Origin of the sequence: Gallionella capsiferriformans ES-2 (assembly GCF_000145255.1) — a bacterium.
GTDB classification, from domain to species: domain Bacteria; phylum Pseudomonadota; class Gammaproteobacteria; order Burkholderiales; family Gallionellaceae; genus Gallionella; species Gallionella capsiferriformans.
In genome coordinates this window covers 219,092-244,867 of the sequence record NC_014394.1, presented here as the reverse complement: position 1 = coordinate 244,867, position 25,776 = coordinate 219,092, and the positions used below count along the sequence as shown (strand labels likewise).

The 25,776-nt window shown below is 54.0% G+C and carries 22 protein-coding genes and 1 rRNA gene; 8 read left to right on the top strand and 15 right to left on the bottom strand.

Translation table 11 applies throughout. The features are described from left to right. Window positions 1-87: 87 nt before the first annotated feature. Complete coding sequence (gene polA / locus GALF_RS01020) at window positions 88-2,811, bottom strand: DNA polymerase I (RefSeq protein ID WP_013292186.1); 2,724 nt, start codon at window positions 2,809-2,811, stop codon at window positions 88-90. 22 nt (window positions 2,812-2,833) lie between these two features. Here polA and GALF_RS01015 point away from each other — a divergent pair, with 22 nt between their 5' ends. Then, on the top strand, window positions 2,834-3,550 hold the full coding sequence (locus GALF_RS01015; RefSeq protein WP_013292185.1) for an LOG family protein: 717 nt from the start codon (window positions 2,834-2,836) through the stop codon (window positions 3,548-3,550). Window positions 3,551-3,591: 41 nt separating this feature from the next. Here GALF_RS01015 and GALF_RS01010 read toward each other — a convergent pair whose 3' ends face one another. Continuing rightward, on the bottom strand, window positions 3,592-4,494 hold the full coding sequence (locus tag GALF_RS01010; RefSeq protein WP_013292184.1) for a recombination-associated protein RdgC: 903 nt from the start codon (window positions 4,492-4,494) through the stop codon (window positions 3,592-3,594). A 167-nt stretch (window positions 4,495-4,661) separates the two neighbouring features. On the opposite strand from GALF_RS01010, the gene GALF_RS01005 reads away from it, so the two are divergent. The 3 genes from GALF_RS01005 to GALF_RS00995 are packed head-to-tail and all read left to right on the top strand — an operon-like array spanning window position 4,662 to window position 8,294. Next, window positions 4,662-6,611: a lytic transglycosylase domain-containing protein gene (locus GALF_RS01005; protein WP_041938155.1), complete on the top strand. Its 1,950-nt coding sequence runs from the start codon at window positions 4,662-4,664 to the stop codon at window positions 6,609-6,611. Beyond that, a complete protein-coding gene (locus GALF_RS01000) occupies window positions 6,601-7,845 on the top strand; it encodes a multifunctional CCA addition/repair protein (RefSeq protein WP_013292182.1) in 1,245 nt (414 codons plus the stop codon). The genes GALF_RS01005 and GALF_RS01000 overlap by 11 nt, the downstream gene beginning before the upstream one ends. Further along, window positions 7,842-8,294: an EF-hand domain-containing protein gene (locus GALF_RS00995; protein ID WP_013292181.1), complete on the top strand. Its 453-nt coding sequence runs from the start codon at window positions 7,842-7,844 to the stop codon at window positions 8,292-8,294. The genes GALF_RS01000 and GALF_RS00995 overlap by 4 nt, the downstream gene beginning before the upstream one ends. Before the next feature lies 1 nt (window position 8,295). On the opposite strand, the gene GALF_RS00990 is transcribed toward GALF_RS00995, so the two are convergent. Continuing rightward, a complete protein-coding gene (locus GALF_RS00990; protein WP_013292180.1) occupies window positions 8,296-9,462 on the bottom strand; it encodes a class I SAM-dependent methyltransferase in 1,167 nt (388 codons plus the stop codon). 45 nt (window positions 9,463-9,507) lie between these two features. Here GALF_RS00990 and GALF_RS00985 point away from each other — a divergent pair, with 45 nt between their 5' ends. The 4 genes from GALF_RS00985 to GALF_RS00970 all read left to right on the top strand — a co-directional run bounded on the left by GALF_RS00985 (window position 9,508) and on the right by GALF_RS00970 (window position 14,043). Next, on the top strand, window positions 9,508-10,248 hold the full coding sequence (locus GALF_RS00985) for a pteridine reductase (protein WP_013292179.1): 741 nt from the start codon (window positions 9,508-9,510) through the stop codon (window positions 10,246-10,248). Window positions 10,249-10,258: 10 nt separating this feature from the next. Beyond that, complete coding sequence (ttcA, locus tag GALF_RS00980) at window positions 10,259-11,101, top strand: tRNA 2-thiocytidine(32) synthetase TtcA (RefSeq protein ID WP_013292178.1); 843 nt, start codon at window positions 10,259-10,261, stop codon at window positions 11,099-11,101. Window positions 11,102-11,461: 360 nt separating this feature from the next. Then, entirely contained in the window at window positions 11,462-13,603 is a 2,142-nt protein-coding gene (locus tag GALF_RS00975; protein WP_041938152.1) for a UvrD-helicase domain-containing protein, read from the top strand. Then, entirely contained in the window at window positions 13,600-14,043 is a 444-nt protein-coding gene (locus GALF_RS00970) for an MEKHLA domain-containing protein (RefSeq protein WP_013292176.1), read from the top strand. Before GALF_RS00975 ends, GALF_RS00970 begins: the two co-directional genes overlap by 4 nt. A 1-nt stretch (window position 14,044) precedes the next feature. Here GALF_RS00970 and GALF_RS00965 read toward each other — a convergent pair whose 3' ends face one another. The 12 genes from GALF_RS00965 to rrf all read right to left on the bottom strand — a co-directional run bounded on the left by GALF_RS00965 (window position 14,045) and on the right by rrf (window position 25,656). Then, a complete protein-coding gene (locus GALF_RS00965; protein WP_013292175.1) occupies window positions 14,045-14,533 on the bottom strand; it encodes a hypothetical protein in 489 nt (162 codons plus the stop codon). 107 nt (window positions 14,534-14,640) lie between these two features. Beyond that, the gene (locus GALF_RS00960; RefSeq protein ID WP_041938151.1) at window positions 14,641-15,378 is read right to left on the bottom strand and encodes a BPSS1780 family membrane protein; all 738 of its coding nucleotides are present in this window, start codon (window positions 15,376-15,378) and stop codon (window positions 14,641-14,643) included. 29 nt (window positions 15,379-15,407) lie between these two features. Beyond that, a complete protein-coding gene (locus tag GALF_RS00955; RefSeq protein ID WP_013292173.1) occupies window positions 15,408-16,349 on the bottom strand; it encodes a homoserine kinase in 942 nt (313 codons plus the stop codon). A gap of 3 nt (window positions 16,350-16,352) precedes the next feature. After that, window positions 16,353-16,685 (bottom strand): DUF2782 domain-containing protein, encoded by a 333-nt coding sequence (locus tag GALF_RS00950; RefSeq protein WP_013292172.1) that lies wholly within the window; start codon window positions 16,683-16,685, stop codon window positions 16,353-16,355. Between the two features lie 315 nt (window positions 16,686-17,000). Next, window positions 17,001-17,765, bottom strand: coding sequence for an SDR family oxidoreductase (locus GALF_RS00945; RefSeq protein WP_013292171.1), 765 nt, complete (start codon window positions 17,763-17,765; stop codon window positions 17,001-17,003). Further along, complete coding sequence (locus GALF_RS00940) at window positions 17,765-18,466, bottom strand: thiol:disulfide interchange protein DsbA/DsbL (RefSeq protein ID WP_083777060.1); 702 nt, start codon at window positions 18,464-18,466, stop codon at window positions 17,765-17,767. The genes GALF_RS00945 and GALF_RS00940 overlap by 1 nt, the downstream gene beginning before the upstream one ends. Next, window positions 18,447-19,037, bottom strand: coding sequence for an SPOR domain-containing protein (locus GALF_RS00935; RefSeq protein ID WP_013292169.1), 591 nt, complete (start codon window positions 19,035-19,037; stop codon window positions 18,447-18,449). Before GALF_RS00935 ends, GALF_RS00940 begins: the two co-directional genes overlap by 20 nt. Window positions 19,038-19,080: 43 nt before the next feature. After that, the gene (gene argS / locus GALF_RS00930; RefSeq protein ID WP_013292168.1) at window positions 19,081-20,757 is read right to left on the bottom strand and encodes an arginine--tRNA ligase; all 1,677 of its coding nucleotides are present in this window, start codon (window positions 20,755-20,757) and stop codon (window positions 19,081-19,083) included. A 311-nt stretch (window positions 20,758-21,068) separates the two neighbouring features. After that, a complete protein-coding gene (locus GALF_RS00925) occupies window positions 21,069-22,472 on the bottom strand; it encodes an FAD-binding oxidoreductase (protein ID WP_013292167.1) in 1,404 nt (467 codons plus the stop codon). 2 nt (window positions 22,473-22,474) lie between these two features. Continuing rightward, the gene (locus GALF_RS00920; protein ID WP_013292166.1) at window positions 22,475-23,218 is read right to left on the bottom strand and encodes a hypothetical protein; all 744 of its coding nucleotides are present in this window, start codon (window positions 23,216-23,218) and stop codon (window positions 22,475-22,477) included. A gap of 28 nt (window positions 23,219-23,246) precedes the next feature. Next, window positions 23,247-25,421: a primosomal protein N' gene (locus tag GALF_RS00915; RefSeq protein ID WP_013292165.1), complete on the bottom strand. Its 2,175-nt coding sequence runs from the start codon at window positions 25,419-25,421 to the stop codon at window positions 23,247-23,249. 121 nt (window positions 25,422-25,542) lie between these two features. Then, a 5S ribosomal RNA gene (rrf, locus tag GALF_RS00910) occupies window positions 25,543-25,656 on the bottom strand. Window positions 25,657-25,776: the final 120 nt, after the last annotated feature.

The following is a 25,776-nucleotide window of genomic DNA, read 5'->3' as shown; positions in this document are numbered from 1 at the left end:
AAAAATCCAGTTATTAAGGTCATGCCCCCCAAAGACCTAAGGCTGCCAGATTATAGGTGACACGCCACTATTGAACAAGCGAAGCGCTCAGTGCGCCACGTCCCAGTTTTTGCCGGAACCTACCTCCACCAGCAGCGGCACGTTGAGATTGGCAACATGGCACATCAGGCCGGGCAGCGATGCTTTAATCAGCGACAACTCGTCATCCGGCACCTCAAGTACCAGTTCATCGTGCACCTGCATGATCAGACGTGTCTTGAGTTTTTCCGTCTCCAGCCAGCCCTGCACTTGTATCATCGCAAGTTTGATCAAGTCGGCCGCCGTCCCCTGCATAGGCGCATTGATCGCGGCGCGCTCAGCCCCCTGACGCTTCATCGCATTGCTGCTGTTGATTTCAGGCAGCCATAACCTGCGACCGAACACCGTCTCGACATAGCCTTGCTGCTTCGCCTGTTCGCGCGTGCTGTCCATATAGTCGCGCACCCCGGGATAGCGTGCGAAGTAACGCGCGATATAAGCCTGCGCAGCGCCCCGCTCAATTCCCAACTGTTTCGCCAGCCCGAAAGCGGACATGCCGTAGATCAGGCCAAAGTTGATGACTTTCGCATAGCGCCGCTGCTCGGTCGTCACATCAACTGGCGTCGTCATAAAGATTTCAGCGGCCGTTGCGCGATGCACGTCTTCATTCTTCGCAAAAGCCTGCAGCAAACCCGCATCCCCCGACAAGTGCGCCATGATGCGCAGCTCGATTTGCGAGTAATCGGCCGCCACGATGCAACTACCGGATGGCGCAATGAACGCTTCGCGGATACGTCGCCCCTCTGCACTTCTGATCGGAATATTCTGCAGATTAGGATCGCTGGAGGCGAGCCGTCCGGTTACCGCGACTGCCTGAGAATAACTGGTGTGCACGCGGCCCGTGGCGCGATTGACCATCTTCGGCAGTTTGTCGGTATAGGTGGATTTGAGTTTCGCCATCCCGCGATACTCGAGCAATATTTTCGGCAGCGGGTAGTCCAGCGCCAGTTCCTGCAACACCTCTTCGTCGGTGGACGGCGCGCCGCTCGGCGTTTTCTTCTTCACCGGCAACTTTAATTTATCGAACAAAATTTCCTGTATCTGCTTGGGCGAGTTCAAATTGAACGGCTGCTCTGCGGCCTCGTGGGCACGCGCTTCCAGTGCGATCAGTTTCACCCCCAGCTCATGACTTTGTACATGCAGCAAATTGGCATCGAGCAAAACGCCGTTGCGCTCCATCACGAACAACACCTGCATCGCCGGCAGCTCGATGTCGCGGTACACATGCTGCAAACCGGTTTTCCCTGTGATTTCTGGCGCCAGCGACTGATGCAACTGCAAGGTGATGTCAGCGTCCTCTGCGGCATAGCGGGTCGCAATATCCAGATCGACCTGATCAAAACAAATCTGTTTGGCGCCACGACCCGCCACCTCTTCGTAACTGATCGTTTTAACCCCGAGATGGCGCAAGGCCAGACTATCCATGTCGTGCGATTTATGGCTCTCCAGCACATAAGATTCGAGCAGCGTATCGTCAGATATCCCGCGCAGCGCAATGCCGTGATTGGCGAAAATGTGCTTATCGTATTTTAGGTTTTGCCCAAGCTTCTTGTGCTGCTCGCTCTCAAGCCAAGGACGCAGACGGGCAAGCGTTGCATCCAGATCCAACTGATCCGGCACCCCGGGATACCGGTGCGCCAGAGGCAGGTAAGCGGCCTCGTGCGGCGTGATCGCAAAGGACATCCCGACCAAGCGTGCATCCATCACATCAAGCCCCGTGGTTTCGGTGTCGAGACAGACCAGATCGGCGGCAAGCAGGCGAGCGAGCCAAGCGTCGAGCTGCTCACCGGTGAGAATTTTTTGATACTGCACCTGCGCGGTGCTGACAAGCTCAGGCACGGCCGACACCTCTGCCTGTTCGGGCGCCTTCGCCACCTCCGTCGCCGCATTCAATTCGCGCAACCAGGTTTTAAAATTAAGACGCTCAAACAGCTGCCTTAACGCCGCCTTGTCCGGCGTTGGCGCGACCAGCTCAGCGTACAGGGGCAAGTCGGGCACATCGCATTTCACCGTAACAAGCTGCCGCGCCTGCGGGAGCCACTCCAGCGCATTGCGCAGATTCGCACCCACCACCCCGCTGATTGTGTCGGCATTTCGCATCAGGTTATCGAGCGAGCCGTGTTGCAACAACCATTTAACGGCCGTTTTGGGACCCACCTTTTCAACGCCTGGCACGTTATCCACCGTATCGCCCATCAACGCCAGATAGTCCACGATCAACTCGGGCGGCACGCCGAACTTCGCCTTCACACCGGCCATATCCAGCGTTTCATTGTTCATGGTGTTGATCAAAGTGACATGCTCGTCAACCAGCTGCGCCAGATCTTTATCTCCCGTCGCGACAATGCAGCGCACGCCGTCCCGAGAGGCCTGGCGCGCCAGCGTGCCGATCACATCGTCTGCCTCCACGCCCTCCACCATGGCAATTTTCCAACCCGATGCGGCAATCAACTGGTGCAGTGGTTCGATTTGCGCCACCAAATCAGCAGGCATGGAAGGACGATTGGCTTTATATTGCGGATACAGGTCGTCGCGAAAGGTTTTACCTTTTGCGTCAAATACGCACAGGCTATAATCGGCAGGAAAATCCTGACGCAGGCGGCGCAGCATGTTGTGCACGCCGTAGATCGCATTGGTCGGTTCGCCGTGCTGATTGCGCATCTCAGGAATAGCGTGAAAAGCGCGGTAAAGAAAGGACGATCCGTCCACCAGAAGCAAAGTTTTTGTAGACATTTTATATTTTCAAGGTACTGACATGAACAACACACCGAAGCTGCCATTATCCGATATTCCAGCGGCCTGGGATGCCAAAGAAGCGTGGCGCGTATTTGGCATTATGTCAGAATTCGTTTCAGCTACCGACCGTCTAGCGCAAATCCATCCCGCCGTCAGCATTTTCGGCAGCGCCCGCACCCGCCCCGACCAACCCTATTACAAACTCGCGGAAGAAATTGCCCGACTGCTGTCGGACGCCGGATTTTCGGTTATTTCAGGCGGCGGCCCGGGCATCATGGAGGCGGCCAACAAAGGGGCCTTTTACGGAAAATCCCCCAGCGTCGGCCTGAACATTCAATTGCCGCACGAACAATCGAACAATCCGTACCAGAACATCAGCCAGTCTTTCCAGCATTTTTTCGCACGCAAGGTAATGTTCGTCAAATTCGCCAACGCCTACGTGGTCATGCCCGGCGGCTTCGGCACACTGGACGAGCTGATGGAAGCGCTCACCCTGGTGCAAACCGGTAAAACGCGGCGCATCCCGATCATACTGGTCGGCAGCAAATTCTGGGGCGGCATGATCGAATGGTTCAAAACGGCGCTAATCGAAGAAAAAGTCATCCATCCGGAGGATATGGAACTCATCCAGCTCATCGATGAACCACAAGAAGTGGTGCGGGCTATTTTCAAACACTACGAAACCGCAGGCTTTGAACCAACCGAAGCCGAACGTGAACGTCAGCTCTACTTGTAACAGCGGGCGGGCAGCGAAATTTCACTGCACGCCACTCCCCCTTACTGATTCGATTTTTCGCCGCCCAAGGCGTCAGTCAGATCGACCAGCATTTTGGCAAGCTCCCCCGTCATCAGCGTAAAGTCGAGTTCGAACAGTTCATCGGCCGTATCGGCCAGCGTCGTCGACTCTTCCTTGATGATATCGAGAAATTCAAGTCGCTTGATCTGCAATTGCTCGGTCAGCACGAACGAGACGCGGTCATTCCATGTCAACCCCAGACGGGTCGCACGTTTACCGGCGGCGATATGCGCCAGTATCTCGTCGCCTTCGAGCGCGTGATTTGCGTAGCGCACCGTGGCGCGGCTCTCGCCGGTCGCACGCAGTTCCAGCTCGCGGTCGATGGTAAATCCTGCCGGTGCCGCTTCCCCTGCCAACCAGTCAGTCATCGCGGCGACCGGCGAGAGTTCGGTGTGCAGCGGTTTGACCGGCAAGTCATCGAGCGTCTTATTCAAAAATTCAAGCAGTTCCTCAGCTTTAGCAGCGGATGCGGCATCGATCACTAAAAAGCCGTTCGCTGTATCGATCCACGCATAGGTTGTGCGCAACAGTGCGAAAGCGCGCGGCAACAATTCTTCCGTGATCGCCTCTTTGAGATCCTTCATCTCTTTGCGCCCGACTTTATAGCCCTGCTGCGCTTCGATATCGGCGACGCGCTCCTTGGCGAAACGCGTGATGATGGTCGCAGGAAGCAGCTTTTGCTCGACACCCAATGCAAATAATATTTGCCCGTTAGCGGCATGTACCAGGCGGTCGTCGCCACGGCACGATACCCAGCCACGGCTTTGCTTATCGAGCCCGCTACACGGCAGCAGCGGTTTTAGTGCCAGTTTTTCCTGCAAGGCAGCGGCCGTGATCGCACAGTCGACAGGCAGGCGATAGATAAAGATATTTTTAAACCACATGACCTAGTCTCCCGAAAAACCGTCGATTATACAGACCGCTAAAAAAAATTCGCCAGCCTTAAAACTCAAAACCTGCCGTCCACGGATGAAATTGCACCGCAGCACAGGCCTGCGTTTGTCATCGTTATGGTATGCTTATCAACAGTTTAGTTAGCCAGCCCGTCCTGATGTCCCTTATAAAATTTCTTTTTCTACTCCTGTCTCTGATTACTTTCAACGCAGAAGCCGCACAGGACGACGATTTTCTCGCCGCACGAGATGCCTTCCGCTCGGGCGACGCTGCAAAACTGGCGACATTCTCGCAGCGACTGCGCAATACGCCGCTGGAAGTGTATACCGCTTATTATCAGCTGAGAATGAAGCTCGATACCGCCGATATCAGCGAGATCAGCGCCTATCTGGCGCGCCCGGACGATACGCCGATGATCGATAAAATGCGTTCCGAATGGCTGAAAAGTCTGGCCAAAAAACAGCAATGGGAATTGTTCGAACGTGAACGGCCGCGTCTGATCGCAGAAGACACTGAATTGGCCTGTTATACCTTGCAATCGCGCATAAAAACCCGCGAACTTTTATCCGATGTGCGCAGCCTATGGCTAAACGCTAAGGACCAACCATCGAACTGCACGGTGCTGTTTGATGCGGCCATATCCTCCGGCGTAATCAGCCAGCAGGATATCTGGCAGCGCATGCACAAAGCCCTGCAAGCGGGTAATGTGTCGCAGGCGAAAAACCTGGCCGAACACCTGACCGGCAGCCGCGCAATTCCCTCCGGCGCACTCGATCGCGCAATGGACAATCCGGGTCGGTATCTGGACAAACAGACACTGGATAACGCAAGCCTGGGCCAGCGCGCGGTTGCTCTGTTCGCGCTGCAACGACTGGCGCGGCTATCCCCCGATCTGGCAGCGGATCGCTGGGGCCATCTGTCCGCCCATTTTTCTGACGCCGAACAGCAATATTTTTTAGGCTGGCTAGCCTTTGAAGCCGCTCGCAAGCAGGATCCGCGCGCCCGAAAGTGGTTCAAGCAAGCCGGCAGCAGCCAGCTCACCGATCAACAAGCCGCCTGGCGGGTACGCGCCGCCCTGCGAGTTCAGGACTGGCCGGAAGTGCTGGCCGGCGTTAACGCCATGACCGAGCCTCAACGCAGCGAATCAGCATGGCGCTACTGGAGCGCCCGCGCCCTGCAGGCAACCGGACACCGCGATGAAGCCCTGAAAATTTTCCTGCCACTCAGTGCGGAGCACACTTTTTACGGTCAGCTGTCCGCCGAAGAGCTAGGCGACACACCCGTGCTCAGTGCGACGCCATCGAGCTATCAGCCCGGCACCCGCGAGTTAACGGCCATGGAACAATTGCCCGGCATCAAGCGCGCGATTGCGATGTATAAAATGGATCTGCGCACCGATGCAATGCGCGAATGGAACTGGCTCATACGCAATTTCAACGATCACGAACTCATCACGGCAGCCGAAATCGCCAAACGCCACGAAATGTATGATCGCGCGATCAATACAGCCGACAAAACTGTGCTCGTGCATGATTTTAGCCTGCGCTATCTAGCCCCCTACCGCACTGCGATGCGCGAACATCTGCAGGAAAACGGTCTCGAAGAAGCCTGGGTGTACGGGCTGATGCGTCAGGAAAGTCGCTTCGTAACCTCAGCTAAATCGGGGGTTGGCGCCTCCGGACTGATGCAGGTCATGCCGAGCACCGCACGCTGGATCGCCAAAAAACTGGGTTTGAAGGACTATCGCGAATCGCTGCTGCACCAGCTCGACACCAATCTGATGCTGGGCACCTATTATATGAAGAATATGCTCTCCTCCCTCGATGACAGTCCGGTGCTGGCATCAGCTGCTTACAACGCGGGGCCGGGCCGGGCCCGTCGCTGGCGCTCGGATAAACCGCTGGAAGGTGCGATTTACGCCGAGAGCATCCCGTTCGATGAAACGCGCGACTATGTCAAAAAAGTGATGAGCAACACAGTGTATTACGCACGGCAGTTTGGTGCCCCGCCGCGTTCACTCAAGGCGCGCATTGGCACCATTGCGGCAAGAACGGGGGATATACCGCTCACCGACGACAAATCGCCCGGCGGCAGCAATGACCGCTAACGCGCAAATCTATTGCGTCGGCGGCGCGGTGCGCGACCGCCTGTTAGGACTTCCCGTCAAAGATCACGACTGGGTGGTGGTGGGCAGCACGCCAGAGGCGATGATAGCCCAAGGATACCAGCCGGTCGGTCGCGATTTTCCGGTATTTTTGCACCCGAAAACCCATGAAGAATATGCGCTAGCCCGCACCGAGCGCAAAACTGCGCCCGGCTACAAGGGCTTTGTCGTGCATGCCGCACCCGATGTGACGCTGGAACAGGATTTGATGCGGCGTGACTTCACCGTCAATGCCATCGCTCAGGATACGGCCGGCAACCTGATCGACCCGCACGGGGGCATGACCGATTTACGCGCCGGCATCTTGCGCCATGTCAGCAGCGCTTTCAACGAAGATCCGGTACGCATCCTGCGCGCGGCGCGTTTTGCAGCACGCTTTGGCTTTCACATCGCACCCGAGACACAAGCGCTCATGTGCGACATGGTGAATAATGGCGAAGTCGATGCGCTGGTGTCCGAACGCGTCTGGCAGGAACTGTCCCGCGCCCTGATGGAGCAGACCCCTGCACGGTTTTTTACCACGCTGAGGGATTGCGGTGCGCTGGCTAAAATCATGCCCGAAATCGATGCCCTGTTCGGCATCCCGCAGGTGGCAAAATATCATCCGGAAATCGACTGCGGCCTGCACACCCTGATGGTCATTGAGGATGCGGCGCAGCATGATTATGCGCTCGAGGTGCGTTATGCGGCGCTCACCCACGATCTTGGCAAAGCCACCACTGCGCCCGACATGCTGCCGCGACACCTAGGCCATGAGCTGCGCAGCGTCGCGCTGGTAAAAACGCTGTCAGAACGCATCAGGGCAACGGGTGAATGCCGCGATCTGGCGCTGCTGGCGGCACGCTTTCACGGCGACATACATCGGGCGTCAGAATTACGCAGCGACACCATCATCAAGTTATTCCAGTCGAGCGACGCCTGGCGCAGGCCGGAGCGCTTTAGCCAATTGCTGCAAGCCTGTGCATCTGATGCGCGTGGGCGCTTAGGATTTGAGCAGAGTTTGTATCCGCAAGCCGCTTATTTACTGCAATTACTCAGCGCTGCCCGCGCGGTCAATCTAGGCGAGATTGCGCGATTGTGTCAGGATAAAGGTACAATTCCAGCCGCTGTGGCGCATGCGCGCAAAGACGCAATAGAAAATCTGGTCAAAAATCATCAAAAGGATTTGAAAATATGAAGTGGATCATCGGTATGTTGTTCGTTGCACTACCCTGTTTGGCTTTCTCCGCGGAAAAATCAGGTAAAAAGGAAATCGAGGCCAAGTTTGAACAGCTGTTCAAATCGGTGGATGCCGATGGCGACGGCAAGATATCAAAGGAAGAGGCTGCACTCAAAGCACCCGCAATGGCGGATGGATTCGAAGTGATCGATACCAACCACGATGGCGGTTTGACCAAAGCCGAGATCAAGACCTTCACCCTCGCGCTGGAAAAGAAGCGCCGCGAATTTTCTCAGCAACTTGAAAAAGCGGACAAAAATAAGAATGGCACCCTGTCACGCGAGGAAGCGGCCGTGCTTCCCAACTTGGATGCGCATTTCGATGAAATTGACAGCAACCTCGACGGCCAGCTCAATATCAAAGAAATTTCAGACTTCCTGCGCGCCTTGACCGCACCCGCCAAATAGCTTACAGCAAGCGGCTAAAATCGCCACGGGCGAATCCTGATAAAGGGTTCGCCCTGTTTTTGCTCAATGCGATAACTTTAAACAGTTCGCCCATTTCTGCGGGGCTGGTCAATTTCTGCAATTGAGCGGACAGCGGCAGATAAGCGCGCAGATCTTCAGGGGAAGTCTCCACCATCAGGTCCGCAATGCCGTTATTAATCAGGAAAAACGCCTGACTGGTATACCCTGACAATTCCAGCCCCGCATCGATGCCGGTCTCTGCAATATCCGTAAAATTGACGTGCGCGGTGATGTCCTGCAGCCCCGGCAGAAAAAAGGCATCGTCATGCGCACGGTGACGGTAATGACACATCAGCGTGCCGTTCAATCGCTGCGGATGATAAAACTCGCGCGCGCCAAAACCGTAATCGATGAAGAGCAGCGTACCTTGCGTTAGGCGGCAGGCCAGGCTAGTGACTAGGCCTCTCGCCGCAAGACAGATCTCGCTGACATAGTTATCCGGCACCTTGATTTGCTGCGCTGCCTGCAATAATTGTGCGTCGGCAATCGCGCGCTCTACTCTGACAAAGCCCGACTCATCCAAAGCCACGCCGATTTCACTCAGCGCACTGTCCTGCCAGCGTACCAGATGCACGGGCAGCGCATCGAGCACTTCGTTGGCAACGACTGCGCCCTTCACCTGTTCTGGCAACGCATCCAGCCAGTGCACGCGGCCAAGCAAATGCGGCAGACACTGACCAATAAGCGCCTGCTGGCGCGCACGCAAATCGGCACTAACCTCCAAAATACAGTAGCTATCAGGCAAACGGCCCAACCGCTCTAATTCTCCCAGCATATCGACCGCAAGTTTCCCGCTGCCCGCACCCAATTCCAGAATATGCGGCGCACTCTCTTCCATGATTTGCGCAACTTGCCGGGCTAGAGTGCGACCGAACAGCGGCGAGAGTTCAGGTGCGGTAATGAAATCCCCCGCTTCGCCAAACTTGTGCGCACCGGCTGTGTAGTAACCCAGTCCCGGCGCATACAGCGCCAGCTCCATATAGCGTGCGAAAGAAATCCAGCCGCCTTGATCGGCAATCTCACGGTGTATCGCCTCGATCAGGCGCGCGCTGTGTTGTGCCGCCGCAGGGCCCGGTTGGGGAAGTGATGTGTCGGGTGTTATGGGCATGGTCAGGTATAATTCGTCAGATTGCTAAGTTTAATGGAGGGTGCGGTGCAAGGCAAAGTTATGTTGGTGACAGGCGGGGGGAAACGAGTGGGCGCTGCAATTTGCCGCCGCCTGCATGCTGCGGGCGCGACCATCGCACTGCATTACCGCACCTCAACGCAAGAAGCCATGGCATTAAAGGACGAACTCAACGCTCTGCGCCCCGATAGCGCCGCAGCTTTTTCAGCCGACCTGCTTGATCTGGCCGATTTACCCCGTTTAATCGAGGCCGTCATCGCCAGATTCGGCCGTCTCGATGCGCTGATCAACAATGCCTCCAGTTTTTACGCGACGCCGCTCCCTGAGCTGAACGAAATGCAATGGCACGATCTGCTCGGCACCAATCTGCGCGCACCGCTGTTTCTGGCGCAGGCCGCACAAGGCGAATTACGCCATCGACACGGCTGCATCGTCAACATCGTGGACATTCATGCAGAACGTCCAATGCAAGGCCATCTGTTATATAGCGTTGCTAAAGCGGGCTTGGTCGCACTCACCCGCGCACTGGCTCAGGAGCTCGCACCCTGCGTGCGCGTGAATGCAGTCGCACCCGGCGTCATACTCTGGCCAGAAAATGCCGACTGGGAAGATGCCGCACAACGCGGGAATATCGTGGCCCACACCCTGCTCAAACGTGAAGGCGAGCCGGATGACATCGCCAAAACCGTAAAATTTTTAATCGCCGATGCCCCGTATATCACCGGGCAGGTCATCTCGGTAGATGGCGGCAGAAGCATCACACTTTAATTGGAAATTTATGACCCTCATTGCACAACCTATTCAGTTCGATCATTCCGGCAATTTCAATAAACTCAAGAACCGCTTGGAGCATCAAGTCGGCAAGGCCATTTTCGATTTCAACATGATCGAAGAGGGCGACTCGGTGATGGTCTGCCTCTCAGGCGGCAAGGACTCTTATACCCTGCTGGATATTTTGCTGACGCTGCGAAAACGCGCACCGATTGATTTTCGCATCGTCGCGATGAATCTGGATCAAAAGCAACCCGGTTTTCCCGCCGACATTTTGCCGGGTTACCTCAAAGCGCTGGGCGTCGAATATCACATCGAAACGCAGGATACCTACTCCATCGTCAAAGAGAAGATCCCGGAAGGAAAAACCACCTGCTCGCTGTGTTCCAGATTGCGGCGCGGCATTATCTATAAGGTCGCGGGCGAATTGGGCGCCAACAAGATTGCACTGGGCCATCACCGCGACGACATGATAGAGACGCTGTTCCTGAATATGTTCTTTGCCGGAAAACTCAAGGCGATGCCGCCCAAGCTGGTCACGGACAAGGGCGATCATATCGTCATCCGTCCGCTGGCCTACTGTGTCGAAAAAGACATCGCCCGCTATGCGCGCGGCATGGAATTCCCGATTATTCCCTGCAACCTGTGCGGCTCGCAGGAAAATCTGCAACGCCAAAATATCAAGGAAATGCTGACCAATTGGGAACGCCAGTATCCCGGACGCAGCCAGACGATTTTTACCGCGATGCAGAATGTCGCGCCATCCCATCTGCTCGATGGCACTCTTTTCGATTTCAAGGGCATGCAGATGGGCCAGGACGTCGCCGAAGGCGACGTGGTATTTGACTAGTCGCGCCGCCGGATATTAGAGGCGGTTGATTCACTTCAATACAACGCCGGGTTGGAGATAGCCGAAAAGTCATCCTTTTCGGCCTTAATTTTCTCCCGCTCGGCCTCTCCGGCCACCTTCTCCGCCTCATTAATCTCGCGCTTTGCCTCACTAATCTCGCGCTTCGCCTCACTAATCTACCTCTCCGCCTCATTTTTCACCCCCGGAGCACCTGGTCACATAACCAATGCAGGCGGTAAATCTACGGGGGCCTCGTATGCGCTTTGAGGCGCGCCTCACCTGCGTAATTTTTATTGCACGGCGGCAACCTTTTGAAAGAGCGCTATCGGCATGTCTGCGCCACTGTGGGATAATCCGCCCATGAATACGACACTTTTATCCGGCCTCAATCCGCCCCAACTGCAAGCCGTAACGCTACCCCGCCAGTCCGCGCTCATTCTGGCCGGTGCCGGCAGTGGCAAGACCCGCGTACTGACCACGCGCATCGCCTACCTCATCAGTACCGGTGCTGTGAGTCCGCACGGCATACTGGCGGTGACCTTCACCAACAAGGCCGCAAAGGAAATGGTGACCCGCCTGTCGGCGATGCTGCCCATCAATACGCGCGGCATGTGGATCGGTACGTTTCACGGACTGTGCAATCGATTACTGCGCGCGCATTACAGAGAGGCGGCCCTGCCGCAGACCTTCCAGATTCTCGACTCAGGTGATCAGCTCTCGGCGATCAAGCGCATCATGAAAGCGCTGGAAATTGATGATGAAAAATATCCTCCGCGCGAGATGCAAAATTTCATCAGCGGCAGCAAAGAGCAGGGACTGCGCGCGCATGATGTTGAGGCCTTTGATCCCTATACACGGCGCAAGGTCGATGTGTACGCCGAATACGATGCGCAGTGTCAACGTGAAGGCGTGGTAGATTTTTCCGAATTGCTGCTGCGCTGTTTCGAATTGCTCTCCCGCAATGAAAGTCTGCGCACCCACTATCAGGAGCGCTTCCACCACATTCTAGTGGACGAATTTCAGGATACCAATCCGCTGCAATACCAATGGCTCAAGCTTTTAGCGGGGCAGCACAATGCCTTATTTGCCGTGGGCGACGACGATCAGTCCATCTATGCGTTTCGCGGCGCGAATGTCGGCAACATGAAAGACCTGTTGCGGGATTTCAAGGTCGAAGCGGTCATCAAGCTGGAGCAAAACTACCGCTCCCACGGCAACATACTCGATGCGGCCAACGCGCTGATTTCCAATAACCGCAATCGCCTGGGCAAAAACCTGTGGACGTCTGAACAGGGCGGCGAAAAGCTGCGCGTCTATGAAGCGCCGACCGATGTGGAGGAAGCCAACTTCATCGTAGGCGAAATCAGACAGCTCAAAACAGAAGGTCTGAAACTCACTGAGATGGCACTGTTGTATCGCTCCAACGCGCAATCGCGTGTGCTCGAACACGCGCTGGTCTCAGCCGGATTGTCGTACCGGGTCTATGGCGGCCTGCGCTTTTTCGAACGACAGGAAATCAAACACGCCTTGGCTTATCTGCGCCTGATGCAAAATACCGATGACGACAATGCGCTGCTGCGCATCATCAACTATCCGACACGCGGCATCGGCGCGCGCAGCATCGAACAGATACAGGATTCGGCAAAGATGCACGGCACCACGCTGTGGGATGCCGCCGCCCGTGCGGGCGGCAAAGTATCCGCCTTCGTCGGCCTGATCGAAGCCATGCGAAGTGCCACGAGCGCCTTGCCGCTGCCTGAAATCATGGAACATGTGCTGGTACACAGCGGTCTTATCGAGCACTATCAAAGCGAAAAAGGCGCCAAGAAACGAGAAGCGGAAGAGCGACTGGAAAATCTGAAAGAACTGGTCACCGCAGCCACGTTGTTCGTGCATGAAAACGAAGACGACAGCCTGACGTCCTTTCTGACCCACGCCTCGCTCGAAGCGGGAGAACATCAGGCGGGCGATCAGGACGATGCGCTGCATCTGATGACCGTGCATGCGGCCAAAGGGTTGGAATTTAACGCCGTGTTTATCACAGGCCTCGAAGAAAACTTATTTCCGCATCAGAACAGCCAGCGGGTCGATGGCGGTCTGGATGAAGAACGGCGCCTGATGTATGTCGCGATTACCCGCGCACGCCGGCGTCTGTATATGAGTTTTGCGCAGCGTCGCATGCTGAATGGTCAGGTGAGTTATGGCGCCCCCTCGAGTTTCTTAAAAGAATTACCCGAAGATTTGCTGCAATGGCTATCCGCTCGCGAAGCGCCGCGCAACCCGTTTGCCTCCTTCGGTTATAGCGCACCTGCGGCACCCGTACAGCATTCCGTCAGCAGCACAGGATGGCGCACCGGTCAGCGCGTGATGCACCTGAAATTCGGTGAAGGGGTGATCACAGGGGTCGAAGGCAGCGGCACCGACGGACGCGTACAGGTCAATTTCAAACACGCCGGCAGCAAATGGCTGGCGCTCGAATACGCGAAACTCACCGCACTATGACGACAGATACGCCGCCCGATACAGCGCTAACCGATCCGCGTCTGCCACTGATACTGGATAGTTATCAGCGCTTAACCGGAAAAATCCTGTTAGCCGATACGCAAAGTATGTGGCACGCCCCTTTTGCCATCGTCGCCCATGACACCGCATCCGATCCCGTCTTCTTCTATGGCAACAAACTGGCCTTGCAACAGTTCGAGATGAGTTTCGAGGAATTCGTAAAACTGCCCTCACGGCTCTCCGCCGAACCGCTGGCACAGGAGGCGCGCGCCAAACTGCTGCACAAGGTCTCGCTGCAAGGTTATATCGACGACTATTGCGGCATGCGCATTAGCGGCAAGAACACCCGCTTCATGATCCGCAACGCAACCGTCTGGAATTTAATAGATGAAGCCGGCCTCTGTCACGGCCAAGCGGCGACTTTTATAACACACAAGTAGTTCACACCTGAGGCGGGAAACTCGCGACGAGGCTGTCAGGCACTTCGCGCTTTGAGGCAAGGCTGATCGCACCCGCCTCCATGATCGCGGTGATCATGACGCCCGCTAAGGTTGGTAAGATTGCAATACGCGTGAGTGCCGTCCAGATAATGTGACCCATGCTAGGATTAGCAGCGGCGAGACTCACCAGCCAGGCGGCAAGTATCAGCAATGCCGTGATTGCATAGCCTAACATTAGCCAGCGGCTGTTTTTAAACGCCAGTTGCCAGTGTGCATCGACAAACCAGAGCGTGTTTTTTCTGCTGCGCAGATAGATCGCACCTATCAGCGCGCCGGTACTCAGGAAGGGAACCAGCAAGCCTACCATGCCAAACTTCAGCGCAATAACGGCGGGCGCCATCAGCAGATTAAATCCAAACAAAGCGGAAATGAGTAAATTATGCGGGAATTGCGCGCGTTTAATTACGGACGGATCAATCTCAAATTGCATCGCATTTCCCGATTTGAATTCAACAGAGGAACATATTAGCACAAGCTAATATTTAAATCAGGCTGATAGCACACGCCAGTGCATGCTCAGAAATGCGCCTGATCGTCCTATTCTACAGCGGAGGCCGGGATCACGGGTTCCGGGAAAATATCACAAAAACTGGCATATAACGACGTAAAGACCATCGGCATCAGTATCAGCCACCCTAACATCATCGGCATGCTGGCCAGTATCGCCAGCAACAAAAAGGCCATGCCATAGACAAACATCGCGCCGACATTATGTGTGAATGCGCGCAGACTCAGCTTCATCGCCTCATAAGGCGGTACATCACGAAAGAATACCAGCATGGGGGCAAACTGCATGGACATCAGCAGGAGTCCAAACAGTGCAACGCCAATCATGACCGATGCACCAGCGCCAGCGACTGCCTGCTGGATGACGTCGGGCGGCACGGCCGCCTGACTATTCATTAATATTCCCACCAGCGCAGCGCCCCCGACCATCATCATCACGCCAAAGATCAGATATTGACCGACCAGTGCAATCCCGCCCAGCGTTATCAAATGCGAAGTATGCCGCTGAAAGCCGCAAAAAAGATGCATCAGTTCCAGATCGTCACCCAGCTCCAACGACCGGCAACCTGCCATTAGGCCAATTACCACAACCGGCATCAGCAAACTGACCAACGGTTCGCCTATCACCGGCACCGCCGTGACGCCTGCAGCAGTAACAAAGCAAATCGCCAGCAGCACGATCCAGAGCAGCGGCGCCTTCATAAACAAGGCATACCCTTTTTTGATCCATTGCATGCCCTGAGCAGCTTCTAAACGTAACGGTTCCATTTTTTCCCCAAGCCCCTGCTTATCCGTTTTTAAATCCATACAGCTTGCGAGGTGTCGATATGATTTTTCAGGATGCGTTCAAAATGAGCGGGGTCATGAGCATGGATCAATTCGCCATCGCGCGGCAGATATTTATCGAACAGCCGCGACAGCCAAAAGCGCAACGCGGCCTGCCGCAACATCAAAGGCCATGCCTGATGCTCACTGTCCTGCAGCGGGCGCACAGTATGATAGGCGCGTAAAAAAGTCTGTGCTTGAGTTGTGTCGAGTATGCCGTCAGGACGCATGCACCAGTCATTGACCGTAATAGCGACGTCGTAGAGCAAGGCATCGGTGCAGGCAAAATAAAAATCGATCAGCCCGCCGACACGCTCTCCTTCCAACAAGACATTGTCACGAAACAAATCGGCGTGTATCAAGCCTTGCGGCAAGAGTGAATAATTGCGCTGAGCATGCAGAGCAATTTCACTATCGAGCAATGCCGCTTGTCCGGTGTTAATAAAGGGCCGGACCTGAGGTGCGGTCGCCATGCGCCATGCGCCTCCGCGCGGATTCGGCATGATCTGGGAAAAACTTTGTCCTGCGATATGCATCTGACCTAACATTGCACCCATCGCGGCACAGTGAGCCAGTGTCGGCGCCGTTGTGGATTTACCACTCAAGCGACTGACAATGCAGGCAGGCTTATCTTTCAGAACGCCCAAAAATTGATTGTGCCTGTTAGCCATCGGGGCAGGGCAGGGAATACCGTGACGGGCCAGATGGGCCATCAAGTTCAGATAAAATGGCAACTCGTCCGCGCGAAGCTTTTCGAACAAGGTCAGGACAAAGCGACCATTGCTGGTCGTAACGAAATAATTCGTGTTTTCAATGCCGGAAGCAATGCCCTGCAATTCCTGCAATTCCCCTAAAGAATAATCATTGAGCCAAACGGTCAGTTCAGCATCGGATACAGTAGTGTAAACAGACATGAGTTAAAAGGTCTTGATAATCCAGCGCGGAGGGCGAAATCCTGAGTCCAGACTTTCCTGACGGGCAAATTTACCATCACCCCTGTCGTCGACCAGATAGTAAGGAGGCCCGACCTTAGGAGTTACTTTGATCATATAGATGCGACCTCCCGAGCGATATTCTTCCACCGTGAGTTCAGTTTGTTTAACGATAGTCACTTCAGGCTCATCGCCTGCCGCCGCTTCCGGAGTAAATTCGGGCGGAGGAGATAATGGCTCCAGATTTGCGGGTACGGGCTGAGCCGCAAAAACCGGCAATGCGAAGCCTGCAAAAATCAACAATGACAATATACGCATGACAGCTGCCTGTAAAAAATTGTAGTGCGCGCATTTTAGCCGATTTATCGACTGGCAAGTTCGTGATTACCACCCGTCTGTGAGCAGCCATGAGCGTCTGGCGAGCAACACTCAAAAATATTTTTCATATTCCGGAACTTTTTACTAAGCGACCTGCCTGAGCATACAGTTAGCGCAAGCTATCACCCATTACCTCCCTGGATGGGTATCTTAACTCCTCCCAAATAGTTAAGAATTTCGCCCCTGACCTTTCATGTTCAGGGGCATTTTTTTGCCTGCTGCAAAGCCGACCGAATACAAATAAGGGCCAAAAGTTTAGAGCAAGCCCCGGGGCTTATGCGGTGCGTTCGCGAACAAACGGTCATATAACCAGCGTGGCAGACACCTGAGCACGCGCCCCACCCAACCCATTTGCCAGGGAATGACCGCAAAGGCCACTTGACGGCCGATCGCCCGCACCATTCTCGCTGCCGCATCGTCTGCGTCTAAAATAAAGGGCATAGGATAAGGATTGACCGCTGTCATCGCGGTCTTAATATAACCCGGGCAAATCGTTACCACCTTTACCCCGCTGCCATGCAACTCGACCCGCAGCGATTCCAGATAACTGACTGCTGCCGCTTTAGACGCAGAATACGCACCGGCGCCCGGCAGGCCGCGAAACCCGGCGACGCTGGCAATACCAACCAGCGTACCGCACCTCTCACGCCGCATGGCGGCAAGAAATGGCTGAAAGGTTTTGACCATCCCCAGCACGTTTACCTCCATCACCTGAGCAAACGCGTCAAAATCTTCGGCATATTCGGTGAGCGTGCCGACACTGACGCCCGCATTGGCGATCACCACATCCGGCACACCGACCCGCGCAATAAAGTTTGCTGCCGCCAGTTGCAAGCCGGCAGCATCCCGCACATCCAGCGCATAGCCATACACTTGACCTGGAAATTCGGCAGACAGCACCTGCAGCAATTCATCGCGCCGGGCGATTGCGCCAACAATTGCGCCGGACATAAGATAATGGCGCGCCAAAGCCAAGCCTAAGCCGCTCGACGCGCCACTGATTACAACCTTTAATGACATTAAGGCTTGGCTTTAACCTTGCCCGATGCACGCCCTTTACGCACCATTGCCACCACTTCATTCAATACACGGATCGTATCAGCCGGTTGCAGCCCGGTAATTGCATACCTGCCGTCAACGACCAGTGTGGGCGTCCCCTCGATATGATATTCACGAATCATTTGCTTAGCACGCATGATGCGGCTATTCACCGAAAAAGAATTGTAAGCTGCCGCAAACTTAGCTTTATCTACGCCGTTGCTCGCAACGAATGCGCTTATCGTATCCATGTCATACAGGTTTGCTTGTTTCACATGGATAGCCTGATAAATCGCATCATCTAACTGCTTGATTTTTCCGATGCTATCGAGCGCATAGTAAGCACGCGCCAGCGGCTCTGTTGAGTCGCGAAAAATAGTCGGTACAAGAGTCAGCTCGACATCAGCGGGCAAAGCCTTTTCCCAGCGTGCCAGTTCAGGGTGCAAATGATAACAGTGCGAGCACTCATAGAAGAAAAACTCCAGCACCTCGATTTTCTTGGCATTTGCGATCTGCGGCGCAGCCAACAGGGTAAATTCCTTCCCCTGCACGGCGGCATAAGAGGTTCCGCACATCAACAGGGCTAGGGCAACAAGCAAACCTTTAAGACTTAATTTCATGCATCTCTCCTCAAAAATACGACAAAAATGGCTAAAAACCAGATTAGCGCGCCGGCGTAGCATCCAGCCCGTTCAGCTTTAACGTACCACGCGCGCTATTCAACTCCTGCTCGCTTGTAAATGGGCCGATGCGTACGCGATGCATCTCGCCGCGCCCTGGAATGGTCACTTTTTGCACACTTGCCTCCATTCCCTTCATCGCCAGGGTCGCTTTAAGATTTTCAGCATCGGTTGCACTCGCAAACGAACCTGCCTGTAAAAATTTGGGCACCGATTTGAACTCCTCGGCTTTAGGCTTCTCGGCCGGTTTGAGCTGGGCATCCGCCGCATCCGGCTTGTCGGTCAACACCTTGTAGAATTCAAAACGGGGTTTAGCCTCATCCACGCTAGAGACGGCCGCAACATCAACCTTAGGCTTAACAGATTCAGGGCGCGCAACGTCAACGATTGAGACTTCCGCCGCAGGCCTCGTTGCTACCTCCTTATTGACGAAAGGGCTAGGCGATTTCAATATAAACCAAGCCAACCCTGCCGCCAACGCCACCCCCACCACCATCCCCATCAAAATACCGGCAAGCAATGGGCTGCCACTTTTTTTCGGTGAGGACGGTTTACTGCCTGTGACTTTACTCATTTTTGATTCATTTCCAATTTAAAATATTCAACTCTTGGCAAAACTACATTTTTTCCGGAGCGCCGACACCCAAAAGCGCCAGGCCGTTCTTCATCACCTGTGCCGCTGCCGCAATCAGTGCCAGACGCGCACATTTGACCGCTTCATCCTCGACTAGAAAGCGAGACGCATTATAGTAACTGTGAAACGCAGCCGCTAATTCCTTCAGATAAAAAGCAATCAGATGAGGCGCCAATTCCTGAGCTGCATTTTCAATCACCTGAGGGTAATCAATGATCTGTTGCAGCAACGCCGTTTCGTATTCGCTGTCTAGCAAACTGACATTCGCATTCAACAAGCTCAAGCGCTCGCCGCCCCAAGTTTCCAGCACGGTACTGATGCGTGCGTGCGCGTACTGAATGTAGTACACCGGATTGTCGTTACTCTTGGATTTCGCCAAATCAATATCGAACACCAACTGGGAATCAGGATGACGCGCGGCCAGGAAATAGCGCGTTGCATCGCAACCCACTTCGTCGATCAAATCGCGCAACGTCACATAACTGCCCGCACGCTTGGAAATTTTCACCTCTTCGCCGTTTTTAAGCACCGTCACCATCTGATGCAACACATAATCCGGCCAACCCTTAGGAATCCCGACATCCAACGCCTGCAATCCCGCACGCACGCGCGTGATGGTGCTGTGATGATCTGCACCTTGCTCATTGATGACGCGCACAAAACCCCGGCGCCATTTATCCAGATGGTAAGCCACATCCGGCACGAAATAGGTATAACCGCCATCAGATTTGCGCATCACACGGTCTTTATCGTCGCCAAAATCCGTGGTGCGCAACCACAGCGCATCATCCTGTTCATAGGTATGCCCGCTCGCGATCAAGCCTGCCACCGTTTCATCGACCTTGCCTTCGCTATACAGCGCCGACTCCAGTGAAAACACATCGAATTCGACGTGGAAGGCACGCAAATCCAAGTCCTGCTCGCGACGCAGATAGGCCACCGCAAAATGGCGAATGGCCACCACGTCGTCCACATCCCCGCAACCGGTAGTCCGCTGATCGTCCGCTTCAACGGTTTCACACGCCATATAAGCCCGCGCCACATCGGCAATATAATCGCCACGATAACCGGCCTCAGGCCAGGATGGATCATCCGGCGTAATTCCCTTGCAGCGCAACTGCACTGAACGCATCAGATTATCGATTTGAGCCCCGGCGTCGTTGTAATAAAACTCGCGCGTGACATTCCAGCCAGCCGCCTGCAACACATTACACAGGCAATCGCCAACGGCCGCCCCACGGCCATGCCCCACATGCAAAGGACCAGTCGGATTGGCCGAGACAAATTCCACCTGAACCCGTCGCCCCTGCCCCACATGCAGATGGCCGTAACCGGCACCCGCATGCAACACGGCATGCACAATGGCCTGTTTGGCAGCATGGGTCACGAACAAATTGATAAATCCGGCACCCGCAATTTCAACTTTTTCGATCACATCGGACTTTGGCAGGGCAGCAATCAGTGCATGAGCAATATCGCGCGGCGATTTTCGCAGCGGCTTAGCCAGTTGCATTGCCAGATTGCAGGCGTAATCGCCGTGCGATGCCTGCTTGGGACGCTCTATCAAGACAGACACACTGCCCTGCTCTGGCGCGACCTCGCGCATCGCTTCAACAAATAATTCGGTAATATGGGATTTAAAATTCAATACGACGGACATAAACAGCACCTTTAAAGAGGTGTTGATTATAACACTTGCATGCGAACTGGCTGGTACTCGCGAGATTCTGGCGCATCGCGCAGATCAAGAATAGGTGTTTTTTCCGCTTCGCTTTGCCAGATACATAGCCGCTTTATCCATAATTTCATCCACTTCGCAGCCGTTACCCAACGCATTTCCGATCGCCGCCCCCACTGCAAAATCTCAGATGCCTGCACCGTGACAGTGACCAGATAAGCCCGCGCTAACGCAACAGATTTGAAAAGTATTTCACATGACGCCCATCGCGCAACTTGCACGACAAGCGAGGCTCAGACTACCTTGCCCGGATTCATCAGATTCCCGGGATCAAAAGCATGCTTGATCGTGCGCATCATTTCCAGTTCCAGCGGATCTTTGTAGTCGCGTATCGTTTCTCGCTTGAGTTGCCCAAGACCATGCTCAGCGCTGATGCTGCCGCCCAGTTTTTGCACCACCTGATAGACAAGGCGATTCACTTCGATTTCATGCTGCCCGATAAAAGCATCATTCACTGCAGCGTCAAGTAACGACACATTAAAGTGAATATTGCCATCCCCCATATGGCCGAATGCCACAATGCGCAGATCAACAAACCGGTTACGCAATACGCGGCTAGCCTCGGCAATAAATTCCGCGACGCGGCTCACCGGAACAGAAATATCATGCTTGATACTCACCCCTTCGAGTTTTTGCGCCTCGCTGATATTTTTGCGCAGATGCCACCACAGCTCGGCCTGCCTCGCATCACAGGCGATGCCGAACGTCAGCACGTCGCCACCAAAATTGAGCAGCGCACTGCGAATCGCTTCAGCGGGTGAGCTTTGCTGCACGTCATCGATTTTGATCAGCAAATACCATTCGTAGCGTTTCTTGAATGGCTCATGTGCATCCTCGATGTGCTTGAATACCAGATCCAGACAATTGCGCGAGATAATTTCAAATCCGCTCAATGCCTGACCACAGCTTGCCCGAATAGTCGCCAGCAATCGCACAGCCACTTCTGGGCTTGCGACCGCGACACAGGCCGTCGCGGTCGATTGAGGACGCGGAAACAATTTCAGCACAGCAACCGTAATAATGCCTAGCGTACCTTCGGCGCCCAGAAATAATTGCTTTAAGTCATAGCCGGTATTGTCCTTACGCAGACTGCGCAATCCGTTCCAGATGCGGCCGTCCGGCAGTACGACTTCAAGGCCTAACACGAGATCGCGCGCGCTACCGTAGCGCAGCACACCGATACCGCCCGCATTAGTGGAAAGATTGCCGCCAATTTCACAGTGCGCGGCGATGGCTGTCAACCCGAGGGGAAACAAACGATTAGCCTGTTCGGCCGCCTCGTACAGCGCAGCCAGCTTACAGCCCGCCTCAACCGTCATCGTATAGTTAATTGCATCTACGACACGAATTTTATTCATGCGCGACAGATTCAACACAACCTGGCGGCCTTGACTGACCGGTACACTCGCCCCGCACAAACTCGTGTTGCCTCCCTGCGGCACAATGGCCACCTGATTTGCAACACACAACTTGACGATTTCAGATACCTGCAGGGTATTAGCGGGAAACAGAACCGCCAACGCAGCACCGGAATAGCGCCCGCGCCAGTCTTCGCAATAAGCGGTCATCGCATCCCCGGTTAGAACCGCCTCACGGCCTGCGATGGTGATTGCCGACTGAATGAAGGCTTCCTGCATGATCAATGCACGGGTCTTTTAAGCGTCCAGATCTGATATAAAGAAATCAGAATTTGCAGCGCCATCGACATTCCTAGCAAGCCACCCGCCGCAATCACGATCACAGCGTAGTGCGAATCGTATTTGGTCAAAAACCATGAAAGCACGTCAACGAACACCGCAAGCATAGGCGACACAACCAGAAATCGCTTAAACCAGACGTTGATTTCGCACTGGATAAAAATAGATCCCAGCATAAACAACAGCAGACTAATTCCGAACAGATGTATATGCGACAGTTTCAACAAACTGGCCATCGACATGCCGGTATCCACTTCGGCAAACTTATGCAGCCCCTGATAGGTGCTGAAATCAGCGATATTCATTCCCGAAGCCTGCACATGACAGGCAAGACAGGTCTTATCCAGAATCGGTTTGATATCCTTTGCAAAGTGCTCTTCTTCTGCACCGTCCTTAAGCCAGGCCACCATTACCTCGCTGTCTTCAGGGCTTATGTTTCCGGACATCGGACCGCGTATCGCAGCCTCAAGACGGGTACCGCTACGATTACCGTAATAGCTGTTTGCTACATCGGCAACCGATAATCCCGGCTTAGTGTCATTCATTTCGTGCGTGACGTACAAATAAGCTGTCGCCATCAAGTAGCCCAACCCCACCAGAGACAGGAAACACGTGTAGAGTAATTTTTCGCTGATCGTGCGATCGTAAAAACGTTTTGGTACGATGTGACCTTCTACTGCTGCCATAGCTTTTTCTCCAATTTAATGTGTGACTTTAAAACTCTAGCGGGTCAATGTCCAGCGAACATCGCAGTTTATTACTTGCCAAATCCGCCAGTCCGGGTTGCCATACGCGCAGAAACTGCTGGAGCACTCGTCGAGAATTAGCCTGAATCAACAATTGTGCTCTCACATGGTTAGCACGACGCGCTAGGGACGCCGGCACAACGCCGAAAATTTCCACCGGGTGATTTAATTTAACGCCAGCTAACTTCGCCATATTAAGGTAAGCATAGACATCTGCTTCCACCAATCCCTCGGCTCGTAGCATGGCTTGAAACGCAAAGGGAGGAAAATCAGCCATCTCGCGCTCGGCCAATTGCGATGCTGCCCAGCCTTCAAAATCGTGTTGCTGTAAACATCGGTACATAGGATGATCCGGAAACTCGGTCTGAATCAAAACCTCGCCGGGTTTATCGGCACGTCCGGCGCGCCCCGACACCTGCATCAGCTGAGAAAATAATTTTTCTGCCGCCCGAAAATCGCTGCTGTACAGCGCACTGTCCGGATTCAAAATGCCCACCAGCGTCAACGCCGGGAAGTCATGTCCTTTGGCCAGCATTTGCGTACCGACCATAATATCTACTTCATTCGCCGTAATTTTCGAGCGCATCGCCTCCCACGTGCGCTTGTTGCGCGTGCTGTCGCGGTCAACCCGCAGAATGCGCGCTTCCGGAAATCTATCGATCAAAACCCTCTCGACTCTTTGCGTGCCGCTGCCAACCGGAAGTAACTCTGGATGGCGGCATTCAGGACACAGCGTGGGCACATGAATCTGGTAGCCACAATGATGGCAGCGCAATCGCTGATCTTTAGTATGCAGCACCATCTTGCCTGCACAATTTTTACAATCTGATAACCAGCCGCACTCCGTACACATCAACACGGGCGCATATCCGCGTCGATTGATAAAGAGCAGACTTTGCTCGCCTCTTGTTATGCGGTGAGCAATCTCGCGCAACAACACCTCGCTGATACCGTCCACCATTACCGTTTGCTTGCTATGTATGAATTTAATTTCAGGCAGATTCGCATCCGCAAGCGCTCGCCCTGTCAGCTTCAACATTTCGTAACGACCGTTCAGCGCATTGTGGTAACTCTCAAATGAGGGCGTGGCAGACCCCAGAAGGATGGGCACGCCGCATTGTTTTGCACGAAAAATCGCTACATCCCGTGCAGAATATCGTAAGCCATCCTGCTGCTTGAATGAAGCATCATGCTCCTCGTCCACGATAATGAGCGACAACTTAGGCAATTCTGCGAATACCGACAACCTCGTCCCAAGCACGATGCCTGCTGCACCTGATTGCGCCTGCTGCCAATGCTTGAGCCGCTCATTTTCAGATAACCCGCTGTGCAAACTGACTAATGTAGCAACGGGAAATCGACTTAAAAAATAGTGTTCAAGCTGAGGGGTCAGATTAATTTCCGGCACTAACAGCAATACCTGACCGCCTGTTTGCAAGACGCGATTGATCAAATGCACATAGACTTCGGTCTTCCCGCTCCCAGTGATTCCATGAAGTAGAAAACAACGATATCCGGATGTCTGCGTAACCGCATCAACGACCTGCTGCTGCTCATCTGTCAGTTTGTGTGCATTCGCAAAACAGTGCATACGAGGGAGGCAAGCCAGCGGGTTTACCTCGAACGCCTCAACCCAGCCCGCTTCAATCAGCCACTTCAGTTGAGCTGAGGCAGTTAGCGCCACTGTTTTCAGTTGTTGCAAGTTGCAAGGCTGAAGCGCTAGCATCTTAACCATATTACGCGCGGCGGTTTTTCGTTGCGGAATCAGATCGATAGGTGGCGCGCCATCAAGTAATCGGTAGTGATACTCGTGTTTGACAGTAATAGGTTTGTCAGAGCGCAATCGCGCAGGCAATGCGGGTATAACAGTCTGACCAATGGGGTAATGATAATACTCGCTGCAAAACCTCAACAAAGCGAGCAACTTACTTGATATAGGCTCACTATCAGATAAAATTCGCACAACCGGCTTAATTTTCTCTACCGCCAGCTCAGAAAACATCACGCATTCCATCACCACACCGACAAGTTGGCTGCGACGAAACGGCACAATTACACGCTGTCCGAGCACAACTGCATCGTCCACCGTGTAATCAAACAAAGTGGGCAGCGGTACATCAAGGGCAACACGGACAATTTGCATTTCTATTCAGGCACAGGAGTTAGCGGGATTATCTCAGACTCAGTGATCTAATACCGATTGAAATTTAACAGTACAAAGCAAAAACCCCCGCCGTTTCCGGAGGGGGTTATGCATATAAGGAGTCTGACGATGACCTACTTTCACATGGGTAATCCACACTATCATTGGCGCGGAGTCGTTTCACTGTCCTGTTCGGGATGGGAAGGAGTGGGACCAACTCGCTATGGTCGTCAGACAAACTGGTAAGTCGTTTGCGATGTTCTGCAAACCACTATGTTTGTTGTTTCTTGCCGCCATTATACATGGTTTCAAGAAACATTATCTGGAAGAAGTAAAGTAAGTCTTTGATTGTACT